Raw genomic sequence first — 19124 nt, 5'->3', positions numbered from 1 at the left:
ACCGCGTTGCAGGCCAGCCCTCAATTGCAGGGCTTGCTGTCCTTCGCGTCGAACTTGCCCATCGCGCCCGAAATCACAAAGTCGTTGTAATCGAGCACAAGCTGGCGCGAGACACCGTTCTCGTAGAGCTCGAACGCCATCGCGTAGACCGGCGTTTGCTCGCCTTCCTTCTGCTGGGCCTCGCGGTCGAAATAGCTGACGGTGACGGGCCAGCGCTTGAGCGACTTCATGTGTTCATCGGATGTTGAGGGATCGGGCGAACCTTCGCGCTCGGCCGGGATCGGCTGGCCGATCACGGTCAGCGTGTTGTAGACCTTCTGGCCATCGTCGGAGCCGTCATAGACGGAGAGTTCGAGCAGCGACTTGCCGTCCTTCGCGGCGGAAATGATGCGCTGGATCTGTTCGGTCGGAAACACGATCTTGCCGTCGAGCGTAAAGCTCTTCGGTGCCGGCAGCTTCAGCTTAACGTTGATGTGGTCGCCGTCGCGCTCCGCCGAACCGTCGACCCGGCCGGCGTCAGCCTCGTTCATCCGCGTCTCGATCTTGAAGCGGTAGCTTTTACCGCCGGCGTCCTCCCAGGAATTGGAGCGGAGGTCGCTGAGCGTGACCTTGCCCTCCCCGCTGTCGAGCTCGGAGACCTGGCGGAATTCGGACGTGTAGCCCTCGCACGAACTTCCGGTGAAATTGTAGAGGATGCGGCCGCGCGCGCTGTTGATCGAATTGGAGCGCGATTTCACCAGGCTCAAATCATAGAGCGCCTGGTGCGCGAGGAACGGACCGTTCGCGGCCAACGCCCCGCCTCTGGGGGCGAGAGCGGCCGCCGCGAGCGCCGTCACACCGAGCGAAGTCCGGAAAAGGTGCAGCATGTCTGGTCCCTTGGGGAAAGCGCAGATTCGACATTTTAATGAACGTTCCATTGCGTCGCAACTGAGGCCGTTTCACGTAAAGTTGCGGCCCCCGCGTTGAACCTCCTGCCCTGCCTCAACAAAATCCCACCCCGAGGGTTGCTTGCATGTGGCGGCACGATGGGCGAAACAGGGCCCGCCCCCGGCTGCATCGGATGCGCCGGGGCGGATGGATTTTTGGACAACGAGGTCGGACATGGCGGGAACGGTCGAGCAGAAGCTGGCGGAGCAGGGCATCAAGCTGCACGAGGCCCCCACCCCCGTGGCCAATTACGTTCCGTTCGTGCGCACCGGTAATCTGCTGTTCGTCTCGGGGCAGGTTTGCTTCGATCCCGCCGGCAAGCTGATCGCCAAGGGCAAGCTCGGCGCCGGCGTGACCATCGAAGAGGGCGCGGCGGCCGCCCGCGGCTGCGCCGTCAACCTGCTGGCCCAGGTCAAGGCGGCGCTTGGCGACCTCGACAAGGTCGTGCGCGTGGTGCGCCTCGGCGGCTTCATCAACTCGGCGCCGGACTTCCTGGACGGGCCTAAGGTGCTCAATGGCGCCTCTGACCTGATGGTCGCCGCCTTCGGTGACAAGGGCCGTCATGCCCGCACCACCGTCGGCGTCGCCTCCCTGCCCGCGGATGCGGCGGTCGAGGTCGAAGGCGTGTTCGAGGTCGCCTGAGGCGAATGCGCGCTCCTGATTGGCTGACAGCCCGCCCGGTCGCCCATCGCGGCCTGCACGACATTTCCCGCGGCATCGTCGAGAACATGCCGGGCGCGGTACAGGCTGCGATTGCGGGCAATTTCTCGATCGAGGTCGACATCCAGCTCTCCGCCGACGGCGAGGCCATGGTGCATCACGACCATGCGCTCGGCCGTCTTACCGAGGCTACCGGCCCGCTGGTCGAGAAAACCGCCACCGAGCTGAAAGCGCTCACGTTCAAGGACACCGCCGAGCGGATGATGTCGCTCAGCGACCTCTGCGCCCTTGTTGGCGGCCGCGTGCCGCTGGTGATCGAGGTCAAGAGCCATTTTGACGGCGACCGCAAGCTGGTGAGGCGGATGGCCGAGGTCCTGGCGTCCTATGATGGCCCAGCCGTCGGCATGTCCTTCGACCCGGACCAGGTGCTGGCGCTGCGCGAGCTGTTGCCCTCCCGTCCCCGCGGCATCGTCGCGCAGCGGAGCTATGGGGACGAATACTGGGCCTACCTGACCCAGGAGCAGCGCGACAGCATGCTGTACCTGCGCCACGGCTTCCAGACCCAGCCGCATTTCGTCGCCTTCAGGGTCGACGACCTGCCCGCCCCCGCCCCCTGGATCGCCCGCAATGTGTTCGGCTGCGCCCTGCTTGGCTGGACCGTGCGTACGACCGAGCAGCGGACGCGGGTCGCGCAACATGCGGATCAGATGATCTTCGAAGGCTTCGTACCGTAGGCTTGATGTTTCCCACTCTTGAAGTCGCTGCTGCAATGCACGATCTTGGGCATGATGGCACCATCCGAAATCACCCTTGAGGCCGTACCTTCCATTGGCGAAGTATCGCCGGACGACTGGGACGCCTGCGCCAATCCCGGCAAGTCTTGCAACGGGCATGACAGGGGAACCGCATCCGGGCTTCCAGGCGATTCTCTCGGCCTCTCAAAGCCTGCCTATAACCCCTTCGTCTCCCACGCGTTTTTATCGGCCGTTGAGAAATCAGGTTCGGCCACGATCCGTACCGGCTGGGGGCCGCGGCATCTCGTGGCCAAGATCGACGGCCGCGTCGCCGGCGTCGTGCCCTGCTATCTGAAATCGCACTCGCAAGGCGAGTATGTCTTCGACCGCGGCTGGGCCGATGCCTATGAGCGCGCAGGCGGGCGCTACTATCCGAAGCTGCAAGTTTCGGTTCCCTTCACGCCGGCCACGGGACCGCGGCTGCTGGTCCGCGACGGCGTCGACCGCGAGCGCATCATGGAGGCACTGGCGAGCGGGCTGGTGGCGCTGTGCGGCGTCAGCAAGGCTTCCTCGGTCCACGTCACCTTCGCCCGCGAGGCGGAGTGGAAGCTGCTGGCCGAGCACGGCTTCCTCCAGCGCACCGACCAGCAGTTCCACTGGCACAACGAGGGTTTTGCAAGTTTCGACGATTTCCTGGCGACGCTGAACTCCCGTCACCGCAAATCGATCAAGCGCGAGCGGCGCGATGCGCTGGCAGCCGGGATCACCATCCACTGCCTCACGGGCAAGGACATCACCGAAGATGCCTGGGACGCCTTCTTTCAATTCTACATGGAGACCGGCTCACGCAAATGGGGCCGGCCTTATCTGACGCGGGAATTCTTTTCGCTAATCGGCGAGACCATGAGCCAGGACGTGCTGCTGGTGATGGCCCGTCGCAACGATCGCTGGATCGCGGGCGCCATCAACTTCATCGGCTCGGACACGCTGTTCGGCCGCAACTGGGGTGCGGTCGAGCATCATCCATTCCTGCATTTCGAGGTCTGCTATTATCAGGCGATCGACCTCGCCATCAAACGCGGCCTGGGGAATGTCGAGGCCGGCGCGCAGGGCGAGCACAAGATCGCACGCGGCTACCTGCCGCGAACCACCCACTCCGCTCACTTCATCGCCGATCCGGGCTTGCGCCGCGCCATCGATGATTACCTCAAGCGCGAGCGCGCCTATGTCGCGGAAGCCGGACGGGAGCTGGCCGAGCTCGGACCGTTCCGCAAAGGCGCCGACGAGGCGCCTTGACGGTTCGTTGCGGCTGGTGACAGTAAGCGAAAATTCCAGGGAGCCGCCGCCATGACCGCCTACGACCCCAACAACATTTTCGCGAAGATCCTGCGCGGTGAATTCTCCTGCCACAAGGTTTACGAGGATGAGCACGTCCTCGCCTTCCTCGATATCATGCCGCGGGTACCGGGCCACACCCTGGTGATTCCAAAAGCCCCTGCCCGCAACATCCTCGACATCAAGCCTGACGACTACGCCCATGTCGCCCGCGGCGCGCACAAGATCGCTGCCGCAGCGATGACGGCGTTCAAGGCCGACGGCATCACCGTGCAGCAGTTCAACGAGGCCGCCGGCGGACAGGTGGTGTTTCATCTCCACATGCACGTGATGCCACGCCACGACGGCGTGGCGATGCTTCCGCCCGCCAGCCGCAAGGAAGACGTCAAGGTGCTGGAAGAGAACGCGACCAAGCTGATCGCGGCGTTGAAGGCGGGCTGAGTCTCAGCTGCCGTAGCCCGGATGGAGCGAAGCGCAATCCGGGATCGTTCCCGCATTCCGCTGCGCTCCATGCGGGCTACGATGGCCGCCTCTCACTCCGTCTGGAAATCCCCCGGCTGCGGCGCAGCCAGCGGCGTGAACTCGCAACGATCCGGCTTGATGTCGATCAGCGGCGTGTTGTCGAGACAATCGAGCCCTCGCACCAGAATCGCGTTGCCCTCGATACCGACCAGCTTCACGATCGACGTGCCGATCGGATTGGGGCGCACCGGCGAGCGCAGCGAAAACGTGCCGCGGGTCTTCTCGTTGTTCTTTGGGCTTTGCAGGACGATGTCGCGGCGCGACTTGTCGAGCCAGTAGAGCACTTCGAGATTGCTGTAGAAGTCGACGCCCTTGATCGCCGGCACGAACGGCTCGAAGATCTCGAGGCGGCATATCGGGCCGTCATGCCGGCCCTGGCGCGGGGTCTCCAGCCGCGAGCTCCAGGGCGTGCGGATGCGCCCGATGAAGACGAGGCCGGCATCCTGCGTCGGCGGCAGCTCGATGGAGACTTCACCCTCGCGGAGCTCGTTTTCGCGAACCATATTTCCAATTCCCTGCTGTTCGCCGGCGGTTTTAGCCCAACCACCACTTGCCGGCCAGCATGAAGACTTCGCCCGCGACCACGCCCGCGAAGATCGAGCGGCGGGTCAATAGGAAGACGACGAGGCCGGCGCCGACCGCACCGTAGCGCAAGGCATCCGGCACGCTCGCAAGCGCCCCGGGCGGCTCGACCACGATCTGGGCGATGACGCCGGCCAGGATCGCGGTGGCGACCGCCCGTACCCAGACCAGAAGCTCGGAGCCCTCGTCGATGCCGCCGCCGAACCACAGGCCGAGCATGCGCCATATCTGGTTGGGAACAACGCCGGCCACGAACAGCACCGCCAGCGCGTGCCAGTCGCCAATGAGCTGCGCAAAGCTCATGCGCGCACCTCCCGCCACCAATGCACGCCATAGGCAATCGTGCCGGCCACGAGGCCGCTGACGAGGATGTCGAGGCCGGAGTTTATCTTCGCGGCCAGCGGATAAAGCAGAACCCCGAGCGCGAGTGCGACGACATCGGCGACCTCGCGGCTGTTGCGTGCGGTCGAGAACAGGAAGGACAGCGGCGTCAGCAGCAGGATCGCCGCCCCAAGCGTCTGGGTCAGATTCGCGGCAAGGAAATAGCCGACCGTGTTGGCGGTGAGACACACCGAGACAAGACCGAAGCCAAGTCCGTTGACAAAGGCGATCCGGCGTTCACGCGGCACCTGCGGCAGGAAGCGATGGCATTCGACCCACAGCGTCACGGCCGTGAGGTGTGCGGCGAAAAACAGCTCGCGCCGTTTCGTCGTCGGCGTGCGCATCAAGGGCAGCACCGAGACCACCATCGGAAACAGCCGGATCGCACTGACGGTGACCGCGATCGCCGACTGGATGATCGTCGCGCCGGAGCCGAGCGTGGTGATCAGGATGATCTGCGCCGGCCCCGCCCAGACGAACAGCGTCGAGCAGAGCGCCCAGAGCAGGCTGAAATGGGTGTCGTGGGCGAGCGCGCCGATGCCGAGATAGGTCGCGAACAGCACGAGGGTGAGGATCGTCTGCGTGATCGAGCTCAGTCCCCACGCAAAGGCGCGCCAGGGACTTTGCCATTGAGGTGAATCGAGCGGAGGAAGCGCCACGGGAGTCTTGGCCGGATGAGGAATCGTGCCTGCATAACGGGCAATGCGGCGCCTCGCGTCAAGGAAGCGCGCGGCGGGGCTGGCATGCACGCTGGGACAGATGCCCTATCCGCTCACACCGCGATTCTTCAGCACGAAGCATGCCCCGCCGGCCTTGCGGATGCGACCGCAGAGTTCATCCGCCTCGCTCCGCGTATCGGCGCCGATGCGCACCTGGTAGAAGGCGCGCGTGCCGCGGCTGCGCATCACTGAGCTCAGCAGGCTCGGATCACGTTCGCCGATCACGGCGCTCAGCCGCGTGACCGCGCGGGAATACATCGCCAACGCCCGGTTGCGGTCAAAGCCCGCGGCGAGCTGCACGCCCCAGATCTTTGCAGCCGCAAGCTCCACATGCTGCTCGAGCTCGGCGACGAAGGCATTCGGCGCACGCTTCAACAGCGCCATCAGATCGCGGCAGCTCGTCGGCGGCGCGCTCGGCGGCCCCTTGCCGGTCGCGCCTGCCTTAGCCCACGCATCGACGCTCGTTCCAGTGATGGCAAGAACGTAATTGCGAGTCTGCTCCGGCATGCCGCCGGTGCCGGCGAGCCATTCCTGCACCCGGCGCGGCCCGGCATTGTAGGCGGCGGCGGCCAGCCCGAGATTGCCAAACTGGTTGCGCAGCTCGTTCAGGAATTCCGCCGACTTCGGCAGCGCCTGCACCGGATTGAAGGGATTGAGCAGCCCGCGCTCGCTCGCGGTGCCCGGCATGAACTGCGCGATCCCCTGCGCGTGTTCGCCGCTGCGCGTCATGGGCCCCACCGCATCGGCCTGGAAGCGGCTCTCCTGCCAGATCACGCGGGCGAAGAACTCCAGCGGCAGATTGGCATCGCGCGCCGCGGCCTCGACGATCAGGCAGATCGATTCCCGCGTGTCGCTCTCGCGCGCATCCGCGGGCTTCGCCGGCGGCGTCGCGAGCTCTTCGACGCTGGGGACGGCGACATCGGTCTTAGCGGGCGAACTATCCCCCGCCGCGGCCTGGGTCGCCGAGACGAGCAGCGCGGAGATGATGCACATCGCAATCTGCACCCATCGCGTGCAGGCATGGCGGTGGCGCGCCGCAGCGCGGCATGCGACAGTGTGATCTGCCATGTTGTGGCATCGTGCCATGGTTCGACGAGTCGCCAATATTATGCTGCCTACCCTGCTTCTCCCAATGCGTTACCCCGCCAAACGGATCCGCGCGATCCTTGTCCTCGCCGCGCTCATCCTGAGCGTCGCGCCAGCCGCCGCGCAGGTGGCGTCTCAGGACGCGTCTCAAGTCACATCCCAGGTCACTTGGCGGATGACCACGGAATACCCCGAGAATAACATCTCCGGGATTGGACTCGCGACTTTCGCCAGCCGCGTCTCCGACCGTACCCACGGTTTCGTGACCGTGACCAACGCCTTCGACAACCAGCTCAAGATCAACTCGGGCGAGATGCCGCGCGCGGCGCTGGACGGCCGGATCGCGGGCGGCGATGCCTTCGCGGGCGCGCTCTCGGGCCTCGATCCCGTGCTCGGGCTGTCCACCCTGCCCTTCCTGGTGCAATCGGTGGATCTCGCTCGCGCCACCAATCTGCGGGCGCGCCCGCTCTACGAGAAGGCGCTCGCGGCGCGCGGCCTCAAGCTGCTCTATGTGACGATCTGGCCGGCCACGGGCCTCTGGTCGGAGCGGTCGCTTGAAGGTGCCGACGATCTGCCGAAACTGAACTTGCGAACCTACGATGCCAATTCCACCGAGGTCATGCGCGCGGCCGGCGCGAACGCGCAATTCCTGCCGATGGACGCGGCGCTTGCCGGCCTGAAGGAACACCGGCTGAATGCCTTCCTCACCTCCGGCGACGGCGGCGCGGGGCGCAAATTGTGGGACTTCCTGCCGCATTTCACGGCCATCAACTACGCGATGCCAATCTCGATCGCCTTCGTCCGCAGCGACGCCTTTGCCGAGCTGTCCGAACCGATGCAGCGCGAGGTGCTGGCCGCGGCGGCCGAGACAGAACAGAGCCAACTCGCGCTACTGACCCACCGCACCATCGAGAACTATGCGCGCATGCGCGACAATGGCGTCCATATCGCCGAGCCGGCGCCAGCGTTCCTTGTCACGGAGTTGCGGAAGGCAGCAACGAACGCGGTCACCGCCTGGGAAACCCGGGCAGGCGCGGAGGCGACCGCCATCGTCGAATGGGCGAGACAGCAATGAGGGAGCGCTAGCGGCATCAGCAATGAACGCTCCGCTGGTGTCGCTGCCTACTGCCTTAGTTTTTGACCGGAACCGGGATTTCGCCTCGGATGGCGCGGTCGAGGGCATCGATCAGCGCCTGGATCTCGATAAACTTGTTGCGCGCGCGCTCGGCCGTGTCGCGCACAAAGGGAGCGGCCAGCACTTTCGCATGCGCGTCCCTGTCCTCGATCATGCGATCACGGGCCTTCTTCAGAGTTTCAAGTCGCTCGCTCATCCGGCCTCTCCTGGAAAATTGTTTCGATCCTAGTCCGGGTTCGCCGATCAACGAGAACGCGGCGGACGAGCACCTCTCAACAGCCGCGACAGATGTTCTTCAGCTTCGCTGCGGTTCTGGCCTCTTCCACTACGAACGGGTCCTTGTAAGCGGCACGGGACCCATCGTTCTCCGCAGCAGCGGGCTTTTTTTCCTTCGGAGGAAACGCAGCATCGTAGCAGGCGAGACGTCCGCTCGTGCTTTCGATCGCCCGGCAGTCCGGTCCTGCCGCGACAGCGCCTTGCGACAGTGGGCCAAGTATCAATGTGCCAAGTATCAATGCGACAAGAACCGCTCTCCGGCGGATCCAGTCGACCAGACGAAATCGAGTCATGCACGCTCCTGCTCAGTCGGCGGGAGCGCTGGTGACCCTCAGTCACCGGTCGATGCCAATGGAAGGCGGTGATGGCGCGACTCTACGCTTCCCTCCCGCAAATAGCGAGCTTTAAGGAATCCGCCGTATCGGGAAGGCGATTTTCGGCGTGGCAATGGTTGCGCGTTTGCCTTGGTCCACGGCCTCGTTTAGGTCTGGCATAGACGGCGGTAGCAACACAGGCGCGGCAACATGGTGACGATCTATTTCGACCTCGACGGCACACTGACCGACCCGAAGCCCGGGATCACGCGCTCGATCCAGTACGCCCTTGAGCGGCTCAACGTCGCGGTGCCGAGCGAGGACGAGCTGACCTGGTGCATCGGCCCGCCGCTGCATGCCAGCCTGCAAAAGCTCACGGGCAGCGCGGAACTCGCCGACCGGGCGCTGCTGCTCTATCGCGAGCGCTTCAGCGATGTCGGCCTGTTCGAGAACGAAGCCTATGCCGGTATCGTGGACACGCTGACAACGCTTGCCGCGACAACACCGCGCATGTTCGTGGCGACCAGCAAGCCAGCGGTCTACGCCACCCGTATCGTCGAGCATTTCGGCCTGAAACCGTATTTCGAACGCGTGTTCGGCTCCGAGCTTGACGGCACGCGTGTCGACAAGCGCGACCTGCTGCGCTACGCGCTCGACGAAGCCAAGGTCGATCCCGCCAGCGCGATCATGATCGGCGACCGCAGCCATGATGTGGTCGGCGCCCGCACCAACGGCATGACCGCGATCGGCGTGCTCTATGGCTACGGCAGCGAGGCCGAGCTGCGTGACGCCGGGGCGCATCACATCTGCGCCGCGCATCCCGAGCTGCTCGGTCATTGCGTGATCTAGCCGATCAAGCGCTGACGGTCTCCACCGCCGCCAGCATGCCGGTCCTGGCGTGACAGTTCAGATATTCGAAGAACTGCTCGTCGGCAGCCGCCACGGTGACCTCGTGGTAGAGCCGCAATTTTGCCGAGGGGCCGAGCGTCGAGAGGTACTTCATTGCGGCGCCGAATATCCTGACATGGGTCGGATGCGATTCCGCCCACCGCTCCAGCGCTGCCAGGCTCTTCCACCAGCTTTGACCGTAGGACTTTTCACTCGCGTCCCCGTCGGCTGCAAGCACGCGCATGTAACGGTTGGCGTAGCAGCCGATGCCGAGGCCGTCATCGCGCAGGAAATCCATGCCCTCGCGCAACACCGGTTCGACGTCGTCGAGATAGAGCTTTCGCTCCGAGGTCTCGGTATCGCTCCAATCCTGGCCTGATCGGATCAGGCAGAGATTGTCGTGCGCCTTCACGCGCAGCCGCGCGCCGTCGCGGATCAATTCGGGATTGCCCCCCGGCGACATCGGATCGGTCTGCGACAGCGGGATGCGGTCGCGCATGCCGCCCCAATAGGCGTGCTCCTGCACCTCGCCGCTCATGCCCTGCGCAATCACCGCGACGCCCTCGGGCCGGTCGAGCGAGGAAAACAGCGTCTCGTGCCGCGCCACAATGGGGCGCAGCACCTCGATGAACGTGCCAATGCCCTCGCGCTGCGTTCCGGTCCAGGCCTCGCGCGCCGGTGCAAACCATTGGTCGAACCGCGCAATGTCGTCCCAATAGGCCACCGAGACGACGTTCTCATAGCCGGCCTGATCAACATATTGGGCGCGATCCCAATGCGAGGGCCCGCCTTCCGCGGCAAACCGCGCCGCGATGTCGGCGAGCGCATCCGTCGCAGCCGCCGGCGCCGTGCCGCGACATTGCAGGCCGAAATAGGCCATCACGACGCGGTTCACGGCGGGCTTTTAGCGCGCCACGAAGGACGGGTATGGCGGCTGGTAATCGTCCGGCACGCGCTTGTGGCGCGTGCGTGGGGTCTCGAGATGCAGAGGAATTGCGGATTCCATGAGCGTGCCTCCCCTCAATTCCGGCGATCAGCTCGCCGCCGCGGCAATGTCCGTGGGCTCGACAGTGTCGACCGGCAGCGCAAACTGCTCGACGCGCTGGTATCGCTTCTTGTTGAGCAGCAGCCGCGTCACGTCGGGGCGCGAATAGTGCCCGGCTGGATCAGCGGCGTTCTTGGCGACGCCGATGGCGCCAAGATCGATCTCGGCGATCAAGAGGCCCTCCTGGTCCGGCGCGAGCTTGTCGCCGATCTGGCTGCCATCGGGGCCGTAGATCGCAGCGAAGCCACCGCCGGCATGCAGCAGCGCATGCTTGTCCGGCCGATCACAGAGTTCGTCGATCATCGCCTGCGAGACCGTTGCGCAAGGCGCCAGCACGAAGCAGGAGCCCTCGACCGCATAGACGCGCGAGGCGGCGTTGTTCACCTCGGCGCCGAGCGCCGGCGCGAAGGGATCGTAGAGCGAAAAGCTCGGCCAGGCCGCGACATGGACCTGCTCGTTCTGGGCGTACATCGCGTATTTCGACAGCGGTTGGAGATGCTCCCAGCAGCACAGTGCGCCGATGCGGCCGATGTCGGACCGCGCGTGCACGGCGAGATCGCTGCCGTCGCCCTCGCCATAGACCGTGCGCTCGGCATGGGTCGGCCGCAGCTTGCGGCGCTTTGCGATGGTCTCGCCGTCAGGCCCGATCAGCCATTGCGCCAGATAGAGACTGCCGCCATCGCGCTCGGACAGACCGAGCACGGCAGTGAGCTTGGCCTTGCGCACGGCGACGCGCAGCCGCTCGGCCTGCGGACTGTCATAGGACAGCGAATTGTCGAAATAGCGCTGCACGAAGCCGCGGCCGATCGCCCAGGCCGGCGAATCCATCCAGATGTGCCAGGGGTAGCCGGGGATGAAGGCTTCCGGAAAGGCGATCAGCTTGGCGCCCTTCTCGGCGGCCTCCCTGATCAAGGCGATCGACTTGTCGATCGAGGCATCGAGATCGAGCCAGGCGGGCGCCGCCTGCACCACCGCGACCTTGTATTTCGGATGTTCGATGCCCATTGCCACCTCCCTTGCCGGTTGATCGGAAGCCAGGTCCGATGCAGTCTATTTGCCCAAGCCGGGCGGCGGGCGCTCGACCACGGCGGAACAAAAACTCGACCGGACGGAATCGCCGGCCCGGTACGGGATTTGCCTCCGTCAGTGGGGACCTGCGCCGACACGCGATGTTGCGGGATGTGAAAGGGAGGCTCTGCAGATGCCAATCCAGTTCACCACGGACGACAGCCCAGGCCACCGTCGGCTTGCGCTCTGGCAGGATATCGTCTGCGACGTCTTCGTCGGACTCGACTGCAGGTCAGATCTTGGCAGCGCCTTTCGCGGCTCGGTCACCCGGGCGCCGCTGGGCAAGGCGGAATGCTCCGAGGTCTGCTCCGACCGTCAACATGTGTTGCGCACGCCCTCGCGCATCGCGCGCTCGGACCAGGATTTCATCCTGATCGCGCTCGGCAATCGCGGCGCCGGCGCCGTGGTGCAGGACGGCCGCGAGGCCGTGGTCAATCCGGGAGAATTTGCGCTCTATGACACCACCCGTCCCTACGAGCTGAAATTCGATGGCATCTTTACGCAGACCATCTTCAAGGTGCCGCGCGAGATGCTGCAGCGCCGGCTCGGCGCGACTGAAACCCTGACCGCCAGCGCTTTCGGACCAGACTCGCCGCTGCAGAGGATCGCCTACGATTTCATCTACCGGCTCTGCCAGAGCGCGGATCAGATCGATCCGCACCACGCCGCCGCTCTGTCGGAACAGGCCGTCGATGTCCTGGCGATGGCACTAGGCGAGCGGCTGGGCAAGACGCCGCTGCCGTCCTCGACCCATCGCTCTGCCCTGCTCTACCGGCTGAAGGCGCATATCCGGGCTCATCTTGCCGATCCCGATCTCTCGCTGTCCGAGACCGCAGCGGCGCTCGGCATCTCGTCCCGCTATGTCAACGATCTCCTCGCCGACGAGGACACGTCGTTCCAGCGCTACGTCCTCAGTGAGCGCCTCGCTCAATGCAGGCGCGACCTCGCCTCCCCCGTGCTCGCTCACCGCCACATCAGCGAGATCGCCTTCGCCTGGGGCTTCAACGACCTCTCGCATTTCGGCCGCGTCTTCCGCGAGCATTTCGGGATGTCGCCGCGCGATTTCCGGCAGAGCCAGTCGCGGCATTGACGCAAGGTCTGCCGAGAGCGTCGCCTACGGCACAAGCGCATCGCTGGGAGATGCGACGCGGGCCTTCATCGCTTCGCTCATCGGAAGCTGGAGGTTCTGCCCTTTCGGCGGAATCGGCGACTCGAACCACTTCGCGTAGAGCCTCCCGAATTCACCGGATACCATCTTCTCCTTGATCACGGCATCGACGACGGCCTTGAACTCGGGATCTTCCCTGCGGGTCACTAGCCCATAGTAAGAAGGCGCATAGGTGGCCGCCAACATCCGGAAAGCCCTGGGATCGGAGGCGTTCGCGACGAGACCGGCAACCAGGATATCGTCCTCGAACCACGCCGTGGCGCGACCCGTTCCCAGCATGAGGAGCGACTCGGCGTGGTCCTTGGCCTGCACGATCGTCACATTCAGCTTCTGGTCATCGAGGAGCTTCTTGGCGACCCCGAAATTCAGCGAGCCCTGCGTGATGACGACCGTCTGCCCGTCAAGTCCTTTCGGCTCCATCAGCTGCGACGAGGCCGACACCAGCCAGCGCGGCGATGCCACATAGGTCGCAACGGAGAATGCCACCTGCTTTTGCCGTTCGGCCGTATTGGTCGTGCTGCCGCACTCGACGTCGATGGTACTGTTCTGGAGCAGCGGGATGCGATTGGACGCATTCACCGGAACATATTCGACCTCCAGCTCAAGCCGCTGCAACATGACCTTGACCTTGTCGGCCACTGCGGCACAGAGGTCGAGTGAGAGCCCGGTCGGTTTCTGATCTGCGCCGAGATAGGCGAACGGAATCGACGCCTCGCGGTAGCCGAAGGTGATCTTGCCGACCTCCCTGATCTTTTCCAAAGTCTGACTCGCCGCTTGCGCGGCCCCCATCTCGAGCAGCGCAAGTGATGCGGCGGCAATGGCGAGCTTCGGCGCGTGTACGCGGATCATGTCAGCCTCCAACCAGTTGCTAAGCAGTGGGATTTCGCGACAGCTCGTCGAGACTTTCTCTCAAAGCCCGATCAAGGATCTCAACGGCGCGGTCGATCTCCTCGGTCGAGACGGTCAACGGCGGCGCGATACGCCACACCGATCCGCGCTCGGGGCGGCGGCGGATGTTCATGCTCAGCCCGTACTCGAAGCACTTCTTCGTGGTGAGGCCGCCAAGCTGGTGGGCTGGGCGTCGGCTGTTGCGATCACTGACCAGCTCGACGCCAAGCAGAAGGCCCATGCCCCTGATGTCGCCGATCTGCTCGTATTTCTGCTGGAGCCCTTCGAACCGACCTCGCAGGTAGGCACCCATCTCGTTGGCGCGTGCGACAAGTTTGTCCTCAGTGATTACGCGCAGCACCGCGAGCCCGACCTCGGCTAGCAAGGGATCGGAGACGTGGCTGGTGTAATAAGTAAAGTGATCCTCGTGGAGCTTGCTCTCGATCGCCTCGGTGGTCGACACCGCCGCAAGCGGAAGCCCACCGCCGAGCGTCTTCGACATGGTCATGATATCCGGAACGACCCCGAAATATTCGGATCCGGTCTTCCTTCCGATACGCCCGAAAGCGGTCTGGGCCTCGTCGAAGATCAGCAGCATGCCGCGCTCATCGGCCGCCTTTCGCAGGGCCTCCATGAACGCCTTCGGCGGCACCAGCACGCCGCCGGCGCTGATCACGGGCTCCGCGATGATCGCAGCACCCCTCCCGCTCGACTGCATGTCGAACATCTTCAGGGCGAGTTCGAGATTGGCGAGCGCAGACTCGTCCTCGCTGCCCTTTGCGATGTAGGGCCGGTAGGCGTTCGGCTCCGGGATGACGAACACGCCGGGCGGTGGCACGCCATATCCCTTGCGGTCGCTCGCCATCGAGACCGATGCGGCACCGCCGGTGATGCCGTGCCACGAGCCGCCGAGAACGAGCACCTCGTAGCCGCCGGTGTACATCTTGGCCATCCGGAGCGCGACTTCGGTTGCTTCCGAACCGGTATTGATGAAGATCGAGCGTTTGAGATTGCCGGGCAGCCAATCCCTCGCCAGCACCTGGGCGAGCTCGGCGACCACTTCGGGGATCATCCCGCTGAAGAGATGGAAGGCCTTCTTCCCCGCACTCTCCACCGCCGCGACGATAGCCGGATGGTTGTGGCCGATGGTCGCGCACATCTGGCCCGAGGTGAAATCGAGATAATCGCGCCCGTCGCTGTCGGTCACGATCGTCCCCTTCGCCGAGGTGAAGAGGTTCGGAAACACGTCTCCGCCATAGCGGACGAGGAATTCGTCGGCGGCCTGCATCAGCGCTGAAGTCATGGGTTCTCCTCGGGCAAGCGGCATCCGCCGCACAGCCGTGCGGTGTGGCGATGCACTCGCCGTTGTCGGGTCGGTCTTTTGGGGCACGAAGCTGTTGCTTCAGGGCGTTTGCGGTACAAGAATTGCCTGAGCAACGGATAAATTCGTACCGGGCAGACATGATGGGCGCCAGTTCAAAAAACTCAGCAGCCGATGAGGTGGAGTCAACACCGCGGTCGCGAATGCCGCCGCTCAAGGCGCTGTCGGCATTCGAAGCCGCTTCGCGCCACGGCAGCTTCAGCCGCGCCGCAGAGGAGCTCGGGGTCACGCCCTCCGCGATCAGCCACCACGTCCAGAAGTTGGAGGACTTCCTCGGCGTTCGTGTTTTTTCGCGGCACGCCGGCCGCGCGGTGCTCACCAATGCCGGCCGCGTCTATGCCGCCGAGATCGAGCGCGCCTTCGGAATGATCATGGGCGCGACGCGGCTGGTCGCGCCGCAGTCGCAGCGCAATCATCTGTTCATCGCGAGCGGCCCGAGCTTTGCCGCCAAATGGCTTCAGCCGCGGATCGGGAATTTCATCGGCGAGCATCCGGAGATCGGGATCAGGCTATCAACTATCGCCGACTTGCGCGACCTCGATACCATTCGCTTCGATCTCGCTATCGCCTATGGACGCCCGCCCGTCGTCAACGACCGGCAGATCGAGCCGCTTCTGGCTGAGCGTCTGCGTCCGCTCTGTAGCCCGCTTCTGATCGAGCAACTCGGACTTCACGAGCCCGGCGATCTTGCCCGCGCCACGTTGATTCATTCGTCGAACGCGCTGACCTGGACCGACTATCTGCGAAAGGTCGTCGGCACGACGATCAAGGCACACCACGAATTGTGGTTCGATCGGTCCACTATGGCCATCGACGCCGCTGTCGAAGGTCTCGGCGTCGTCCTGGAGAGCGAGATCCTCGCCGCCGACGAGCTGGAAAAGGGCACCTTAGTCGCGCCGTTCCATCAGCCCCAATTCGAGGTCGAGACCGTGTCTTATTATCTCGTGCGATCCTCCGAGGCCAAAGGCCGCAGCCATGTCGACGCGTTCGAAGCCTGGCTGCGCGCGAAGATCACGGCTGCGAATTTGAAGGGGACAATCGTGGCGTAACGCGTGCGGCGCCGGCAGAGCCGCTATGTGAGCACGCAATAGGACACGGCGCGTGCTTGCTCTACCATCCGGCACCGGGTCGCGGGGATCAATCAGCGGCCAGCCGAGGAGCAAATCGATGGAATACCGACGCTTGGGCCGCTCGGGCCTGATGGTGCCCGCCTTGAGTCTTGGGACCGGTACCTTCGGCGGCGTTGGCCGCCTCGCTGCGTGGGGCACCACTGATGCGACCGAAGCGCGGTGCCTTCTGGATATCTGCCTCGATGCCGGCGTGTCGATGTTCGATACCGCGAACGTCTATTCGCTCGGCGAATCCGAGCGCGTTCTCGGCGAGGCCATCAAGGGCCGCCGCGACAAGGTCTTGGTCTCGACCAAGGCGACGTTCCGCTTCGGCGACGGCCCCAACGACATCGGGTCGTCGCGACAGCATCTGCTCACAGCCATCGATGCTTCGCTGAGCCGGCTCGGCACCGATTACATCGACCTGTTCCAGCTTCACGGCTTCGACGCCTTCACCCCGCCTGAAGAGGTGCTCGCGACACTCGACGTGCTCGTGCGCGCCGGCAAGATCCGCTACGTCGGCGTCTCGAATTTTTCGGGCTGGCACCTGATGAAATCGCTTGGCGTTGCCGACAAGCACGGCTTCCCCCGCTACGTCGCCAACCAGACCTACTATTCACTGATCGGGCGCGACTACGAATGGGAGCTGATGCCGCTCGGCCTCGACCAGGGCCTCGGCGCGGTGGTCTGGTCGCCGCTCGGATGGGGACGCCTCACCGGAAAGATTCGCCGCGGCCAGCCAAAGCCTGAATTGAGCCGCCTGCCCAAGACGGCCGAGTTCGGCCCACCCGTGCCGGACGAGCACGTCTATCGCGTCGTCGATGCGATCGACGAGGTCGCCAAGGAAACGGGCAAGAGCGTCTCGCAGATCGCGCTGAACTGGCTGCTACAGCGTCCGACCGTCTCGACCTTGATCATCGGCGCGCGCAACGAGACGCAGCTGCGCGAAAATCTCGGCGCGGTCGGCTGGTCGTTGACCAAGGACCAGATCGCAAAGCTCGATGCGGCGAGCAAGGTGACGCTGCCTTATCCCTACTGGCACCAGCGCACGGCCTTCACCGACCGCAATCCGCCGCCAGTGTAGCGACCGCGCGCGGCGCAGTCCGGCTTGAGCTGCATCAAGCCGGCCCGCGCCGACAGTGGCATCGTGCGCTCCCGCGAGGCTCCCGATGCGCCGATTTGCGATGAAGGCCCTGTTCACCGCTCTCAATCTCAACCGCGCCGAGCGGAGCGGAATCGATTGGGACCGCACCATCCTGATCGTCTCGACCGCGGTGACGATTGGGCTCGTCGCGCTCTATGTGTTTGGGAAGTCGACCTCGCGCTGGTGAGCCCCGCGAATGCCGTCCCGACCCATGCCCGCGGTGCCAGGAGACCCGCGCCCGGCGCAGGAACCGTCCGTATCCTGCCGGGTTGCGATGCATCTCGCAATTTCCTAATCCGGAGACGAACCACGGCTCGAATCAAGCACGCCGCCATCATGTCGCCAGCCCTCATGGAGCACGCCGACGGCCTGCCGCAGCCGCAGCGGGGCCAGGCGGTCCTGACCATTGCGCTCGGCATCATCATGGCAGTGGTCGACAGCGCCATCGCCAACGTCGCGCTGCCGACGATCGCGGCGGACCTCGACGCGAGCCCGGCGTTCTCGATCTGGATCGTCAACGGCTACCAGCTCGCGATCACGATCTCGCTGCTGCCGCTGGCTTCGCTCGGCGAGATCGTCGGTTATCGCCGCGTCTATCTGGTCGGGCTGGTGCTGTTCACGCTTGCCTCCGCATTCTGCGCGCTGGCGCACACGCTGCTGCTGCTCACGATTGCACGCATCGTGCAGGGGTTCGGCGCGGCCGGCATCATGAGCGTCAACGCAGCGCTGGTGCGTTTCACTTACCCCCGCAGCCAGCTCGGCCGCGGCATCGGGCTCAATGCCCTCGTCGTCGCCTTCTCGGCCGCGGTCGGTCCGACGCTGGCCGCCGGCATCCTCGCGTTCGGCAGCTGGCCCTGGCTGTTCGCCATCAACGTTCCGCTCGGCGTGGTGACACTGGTGCTGGGCCTGCGCAGCCTGCCGCACACCAGGCCTGCGAGCCGTTCCTTCGACTGGCAGAGCGCGGGGCTGTCCGCGATCACTTTCGGCGTCGGCATCGCGGCCGTCGATAGCGTCGGTCATGGCGAAGCCGCGATCACCTGCCTCGTGCAGTTCGCCGTAGCTCTCGTCGCCGGCGCGCTGCTGATCTACCGCGAGACCCACATGGCCTCGCCGCTGCTGCCGATCGACCTGTTGCGCATCCCGGTGTTCGCCCTGTCGATTGCGACCTCGATCGCCTCGTTCTGCGGGCAGATGCTGGCCTTCGTTGCGATCCCCTTCTATCTCCAGAGCCGCTTCGGCTATTCGGCGGTGCATATGGGCCTCTTGATCACGCCGTGGCCGATCGCGGTGGCGTTCGCAGCCCCCCTCGCCGGCCGCCTGGTCGAGCATTATCCGGCCGGCCTGCTCGGCGGCATCGGGCTCACGCTGTTCGCAAGCGGCCTCGCTGCACTCGCCTTGCTGCCGGCGGCGCCGACGCCGCTCGACGTGATCTGGCGAATGGCGCTGGCCGGCGCCGGCTTCGGCCTGTTCCAGACCCCCAACAACCGCACCATGATCGCAGCCGCTCCGCGCGAGCGTGCCGGCGGCGCCAGCGGCATGCTGGGGACGGCGCGACTGCTTGGGCAGACCACTGGCGCAGCGCTGGTCGCGCTGTTCCTCGGCCGCTATCCGATCGAGGGAACCAGGATCGCGTTGCTGACAGGCGTCGGCTTCGCGCTCTGCGGCGCGGCGCTGAGCATGTTGCGGCTGTCGCCCGCGGGCGCGCGCGGCGCCGAGCATGTTCGGGTGCAGGACGACCAGCGCCTGCGCGGCGAATAGCGCG

At 65.0% G+C, this 19124-nt stretch carries 22 protein-coding genes; 11 read left to right on the top strand and 11 right to left on the bottom strand.

The window, feature by feature from the left end:
• Positions 1-20: 20 nt before the first annotated feature.
• The gene (locus ACVIN2_RS38390; protein WP_456769574.1) at positions 21-866 is read right to left on the bottom strand and encodes a cell envelope integrity EipB family protein; all 846 of its coding nucleotides are present in this window, start codon (positions 864-866) and stop codon (positions 21-23) included.
• Positions 867-1101: 235 nt separating this feature from the next.
• Here ACVIN2_RS38390 and ACVIN2_RS38385 point away from each other — a divergent pair, with 235 nt between their 5' ends.
• Genes ACVIN2_RS38385 through ACVIN2_RS38370 form a run of 4 tightly spaced genes read left to right on the top strand, consistent with a single transcriptional unit; the run spans position 1102 to position 4097 of the window.
• Complete coding sequence (locus ACVIN2_RS38385; protein WP_007603263.1) at positions 1102-1569, top strand: RidA family protein; 468 nt, start codon at positions 1102-1104, stop codon at positions 1567-1569.
• A gap of 5 nt (positions 1570-1574) precedes the next feature.
• Positions 1575-2321 (top strand): glycerophosphodiester phosphodiesterase, encoded by a 747-nt coding sequence (locus ACVIN2_RS38380; protein WP_456769573.1) that lies wholly within the window; start codon positions 1575-1577, stop codon positions 2319-2321.
• Between the two features lie 54 nt (positions 2322-2375).
• A complete protein-coding gene (locus ACVIN2_RS38375) occupies positions 2376-3617 on the top strand; it encodes a GNAT family N-acetyltransferase (RefSeq protein WP_456769877.1) in 1242 nt (413 codons plus the stop codon).
• A 51-nt stretch (positions 3618-3668) separates the two neighbouring features.
• Positions 3669-4097, top strand: a complete 429-nt coding sequence (locus ACVIN2_RS38370) for an HIT family protein (RefSeq protein ID WP_027518417.1) — start codon at positions 3669-3671, stop codon at positions 4095-4097.
• A 92-nt stretch (positions 4098-4189) separates the two neighbouring features.
• Here ACVIN2_RS38370 and tsaA read toward each other — a convergent pair whose 3' ends face one another.
• From tsaA to ACVIN2_RS38350, 4 genes are all read right to left on the bottom strand, one after another.
• Positions 4190-4681, bottom strand: coding sequence for a tRNA (N6-threonylcarbamoyladenosine(37)-N6)-methyltransferase TrmO (tsaA, locus tag ACVIN2_RS38365; RefSeq protein WP_354158402.1), 492 nt, complete (start codon positions 4679-4681; stop codon positions 4190-4192).
• 31 nt (positions 4682-4712) lie between these two features.
• Positions 4713-5063, bottom strand: a complete 351-nt coding sequence (locus tag ACVIN2_RS38360) for an AzlD domain-containing protein (RefSeq protein ID WP_007603256.1) — start codon at positions 5061-5063, stop codon at positions 4713-4715.
• Entirely contained in the window at positions 5060-5800 is a 741-nt protein-coding gene (locus ACVIN2_RS38355) for an AzlC family ABC transporter permease (protein WP_456769572.1), read from the bottom strand. Before ACVIN2_RS38355 ends, ACVIN2_RS38360 begins: the two co-directional genes overlap by 4 nt.
• 105 nt (positions 5801-5905) lie before the next feature.
• On the bottom strand, positions 5906-6853 hold the full coding sequence (locus ACVIN2_RS38350) for a transglycosylase SLT domain-containing protein (RefSeq protein WP_456769876.1): 948 nt from the start codon (positions 6851-6853) through the stop codon (positions 5906-5908).
• Between the two features lie 115 nt (positions 6854-6968).
• Between ACVIN2_RS38350 and ACVIN2_RS38345 the strand changes: the two genes are divergently transcribed.
• Entirely contained in the window at positions 6969-8021 is a 1053-nt protein-coding gene (locus ACVIN2_RS38345) for a TRAP transporter substrate-binding protein (RefSeq protein ID WP_456769875.1), read from the top strand.
• Positions 8022-8076: 55 nt separating this feature from the next.
• On the opposite strand, the gene ACVIN2_RS38340 is transcribed toward ACVIN2_RS38345, so the two are convergent.
• On the bottom strand, positions 8077-8277 hold the full coding sequence (locus tag ACVIN2_RS38340; RefSeq protein WP_106944186.1) for a hypothetical protein: 201 nt from the start codon (positions 8275-8277) through the stop codon (positions 8077-8079).
• 76 nt (positions 8278-8353) lie between these two features.
• Positions 8354-8650: a hypothetical protein gene (locus ACVIN2_RS38335; RefSeq protein ID WP_456769571.1), complete on the bottom strand. Its 297-nt coding sequence runs from the start codon at positions 8648-8650 to the stop codon at positions 8354-8356.
• Between the two features lie 231 nt (positions 8651-8881).
• Between ACVIN2_RS38335 and ACVIN2_RS38330 the strand changes: the two genes are divergently transcribed.
• Positions 8882-9520, top strand: coding sequence for an HAD family hydrolase (locus tag ACVIN2_RS38330; protein WP_456769570.1), 639 nt, complete (start codon positions 8882-8884; stop codon positions 9518-9520).
• Positions 9521-9524: 4 nt separating this feature from the next.
• Here the strand turns inward: ACVIN2_RS38330 and ACVIN2_RS38325 are convergent, their stop codons facing one another.
• Positions 9525-10454, bottom strand: coding sequence for a phenylacetaldoxime dehydratase family protein (locus tag ACVIN2_RS38325; protein ID WP_456769569.1), 930 nt, complete (start codon positions 10452-10454; stop codon positions 9525-9527).
• 138 nt (positions 10455-10592) lie between these two features.
• The gene (locus ACVIN2_RS38320) at positions 10593-11609 is read right to left on the bottom strand and encodes a carbon-nitrogen hydrolase family protein (protein ID WP_456769568.1); all 1017 of its coding nucleotides are present in this window, start codon (positions 11607-11609) and stop codon (positions 10593-10595) included.
• 196 nt (positions 11610-11805) lie between these two features.
• Here ACVIN2_RS38320 and ACVIN2_RS38315 point away from each other — a divergent pair, with 196 nt between their 5' ends.
• Positions 11806-12762, top strand: coding sequence for an AraC-like ligand-binding domain-containing protein (locus ACVIN2_RS38315; RefSeq protein ID WP_456769567.1), 957 nt, complete (start codon positions 11806-11808; stop codon positions 12760-12762).
• A gap of 24 nt (positions 12763-12786) precedes the next feature.
• On the opposite strand, the gene ACVIN2_RS38310 is transcribed toward ACVIN2_RS38315, so the two are convergent.
• Both ACVIN2_RS38310 and ACVIN2_RS38305 read right to left on the bottom strand, forming a co-directional pair.
• Positions 12787-13689 (bottom strand): amino acid ABC transporter substrate-binding protein, encoded by a 903-nt coding sequence (locus ACVIN2_RS38310; protein WP_456769566.1) that lies wholly within the window; start codon positions 13687-13689, stop codon positions 12787-12789.
• Positions 13690-13708: 19 nt separating this feature from the next.
• Entirely contained in the window at positions 13709-15031 is a 1323-nt protein-coding gene (locus ACVIN2_RS38305) for an aspartate aminotransferase family protein (protein WP_456769565.1), read from the bottom strand.
• A gap of 221 nt (positions 15032-15252) precedes the next feature.
• Here ACVIN2_RS38305 and ACVIN2_RS38300 point away from each other — a divergent pair, with 221 nt between their 5' ends.
• From ACVIN2_RS38300 to ACVIN2_RS38285, 4 genes are all read left to right on the top strand, one after another.
• Complete coding sequence (locus ACVIN2_RS38300) at positions 15253-16158, top strand: LysR substrate-binding domain-containing protein (protein ID WP_456769564.1); 906 nt, start codon at positions 15253-15255, stop codon at positions 16156-16158.
• Positions 16159-16276: 118 nt separating this feature from the next.
• Complete coding sequence (locus ACVIN2_RS38295) at positions 16277-17302, top strand: aldo/keto reductase (RefSeq protein WP_456769563.1); 1026 nt, start codon at positions 16277-16279, stop codon at positions 17300-17302.
• 85 nt (positions 17303-17387) lie between these two features.
• Entirely contained in the window at positions 17388-17549 is a 162-nt protein-coding gene (locus ACVIN2_RS38290; protein ID WP_456769562.1) for a hypothetical protein, read from the top strand.
• 149 nt (positions 17550-17698) lie between these two features.
• Positions 17699-19120 (top strand): MFS transporter, encoded by a 1422-nt coding sequence (locus tag ACVIN2_RS38285; protein ID WP_456769561.1) that lies wholly within the window; start codon positions 17699-17701, stop codon positions 19118-19120.
• Positions 19121-19124: the final 4 nt, after the last annotated feature.

The sequence above is a fragment of the Bradyrhizobium sp. USDA 3650 genome, assembly GCF_054057395.1.
This window is presented reverse-complemented; position numbering and strand designations above follow the sequence as displayed.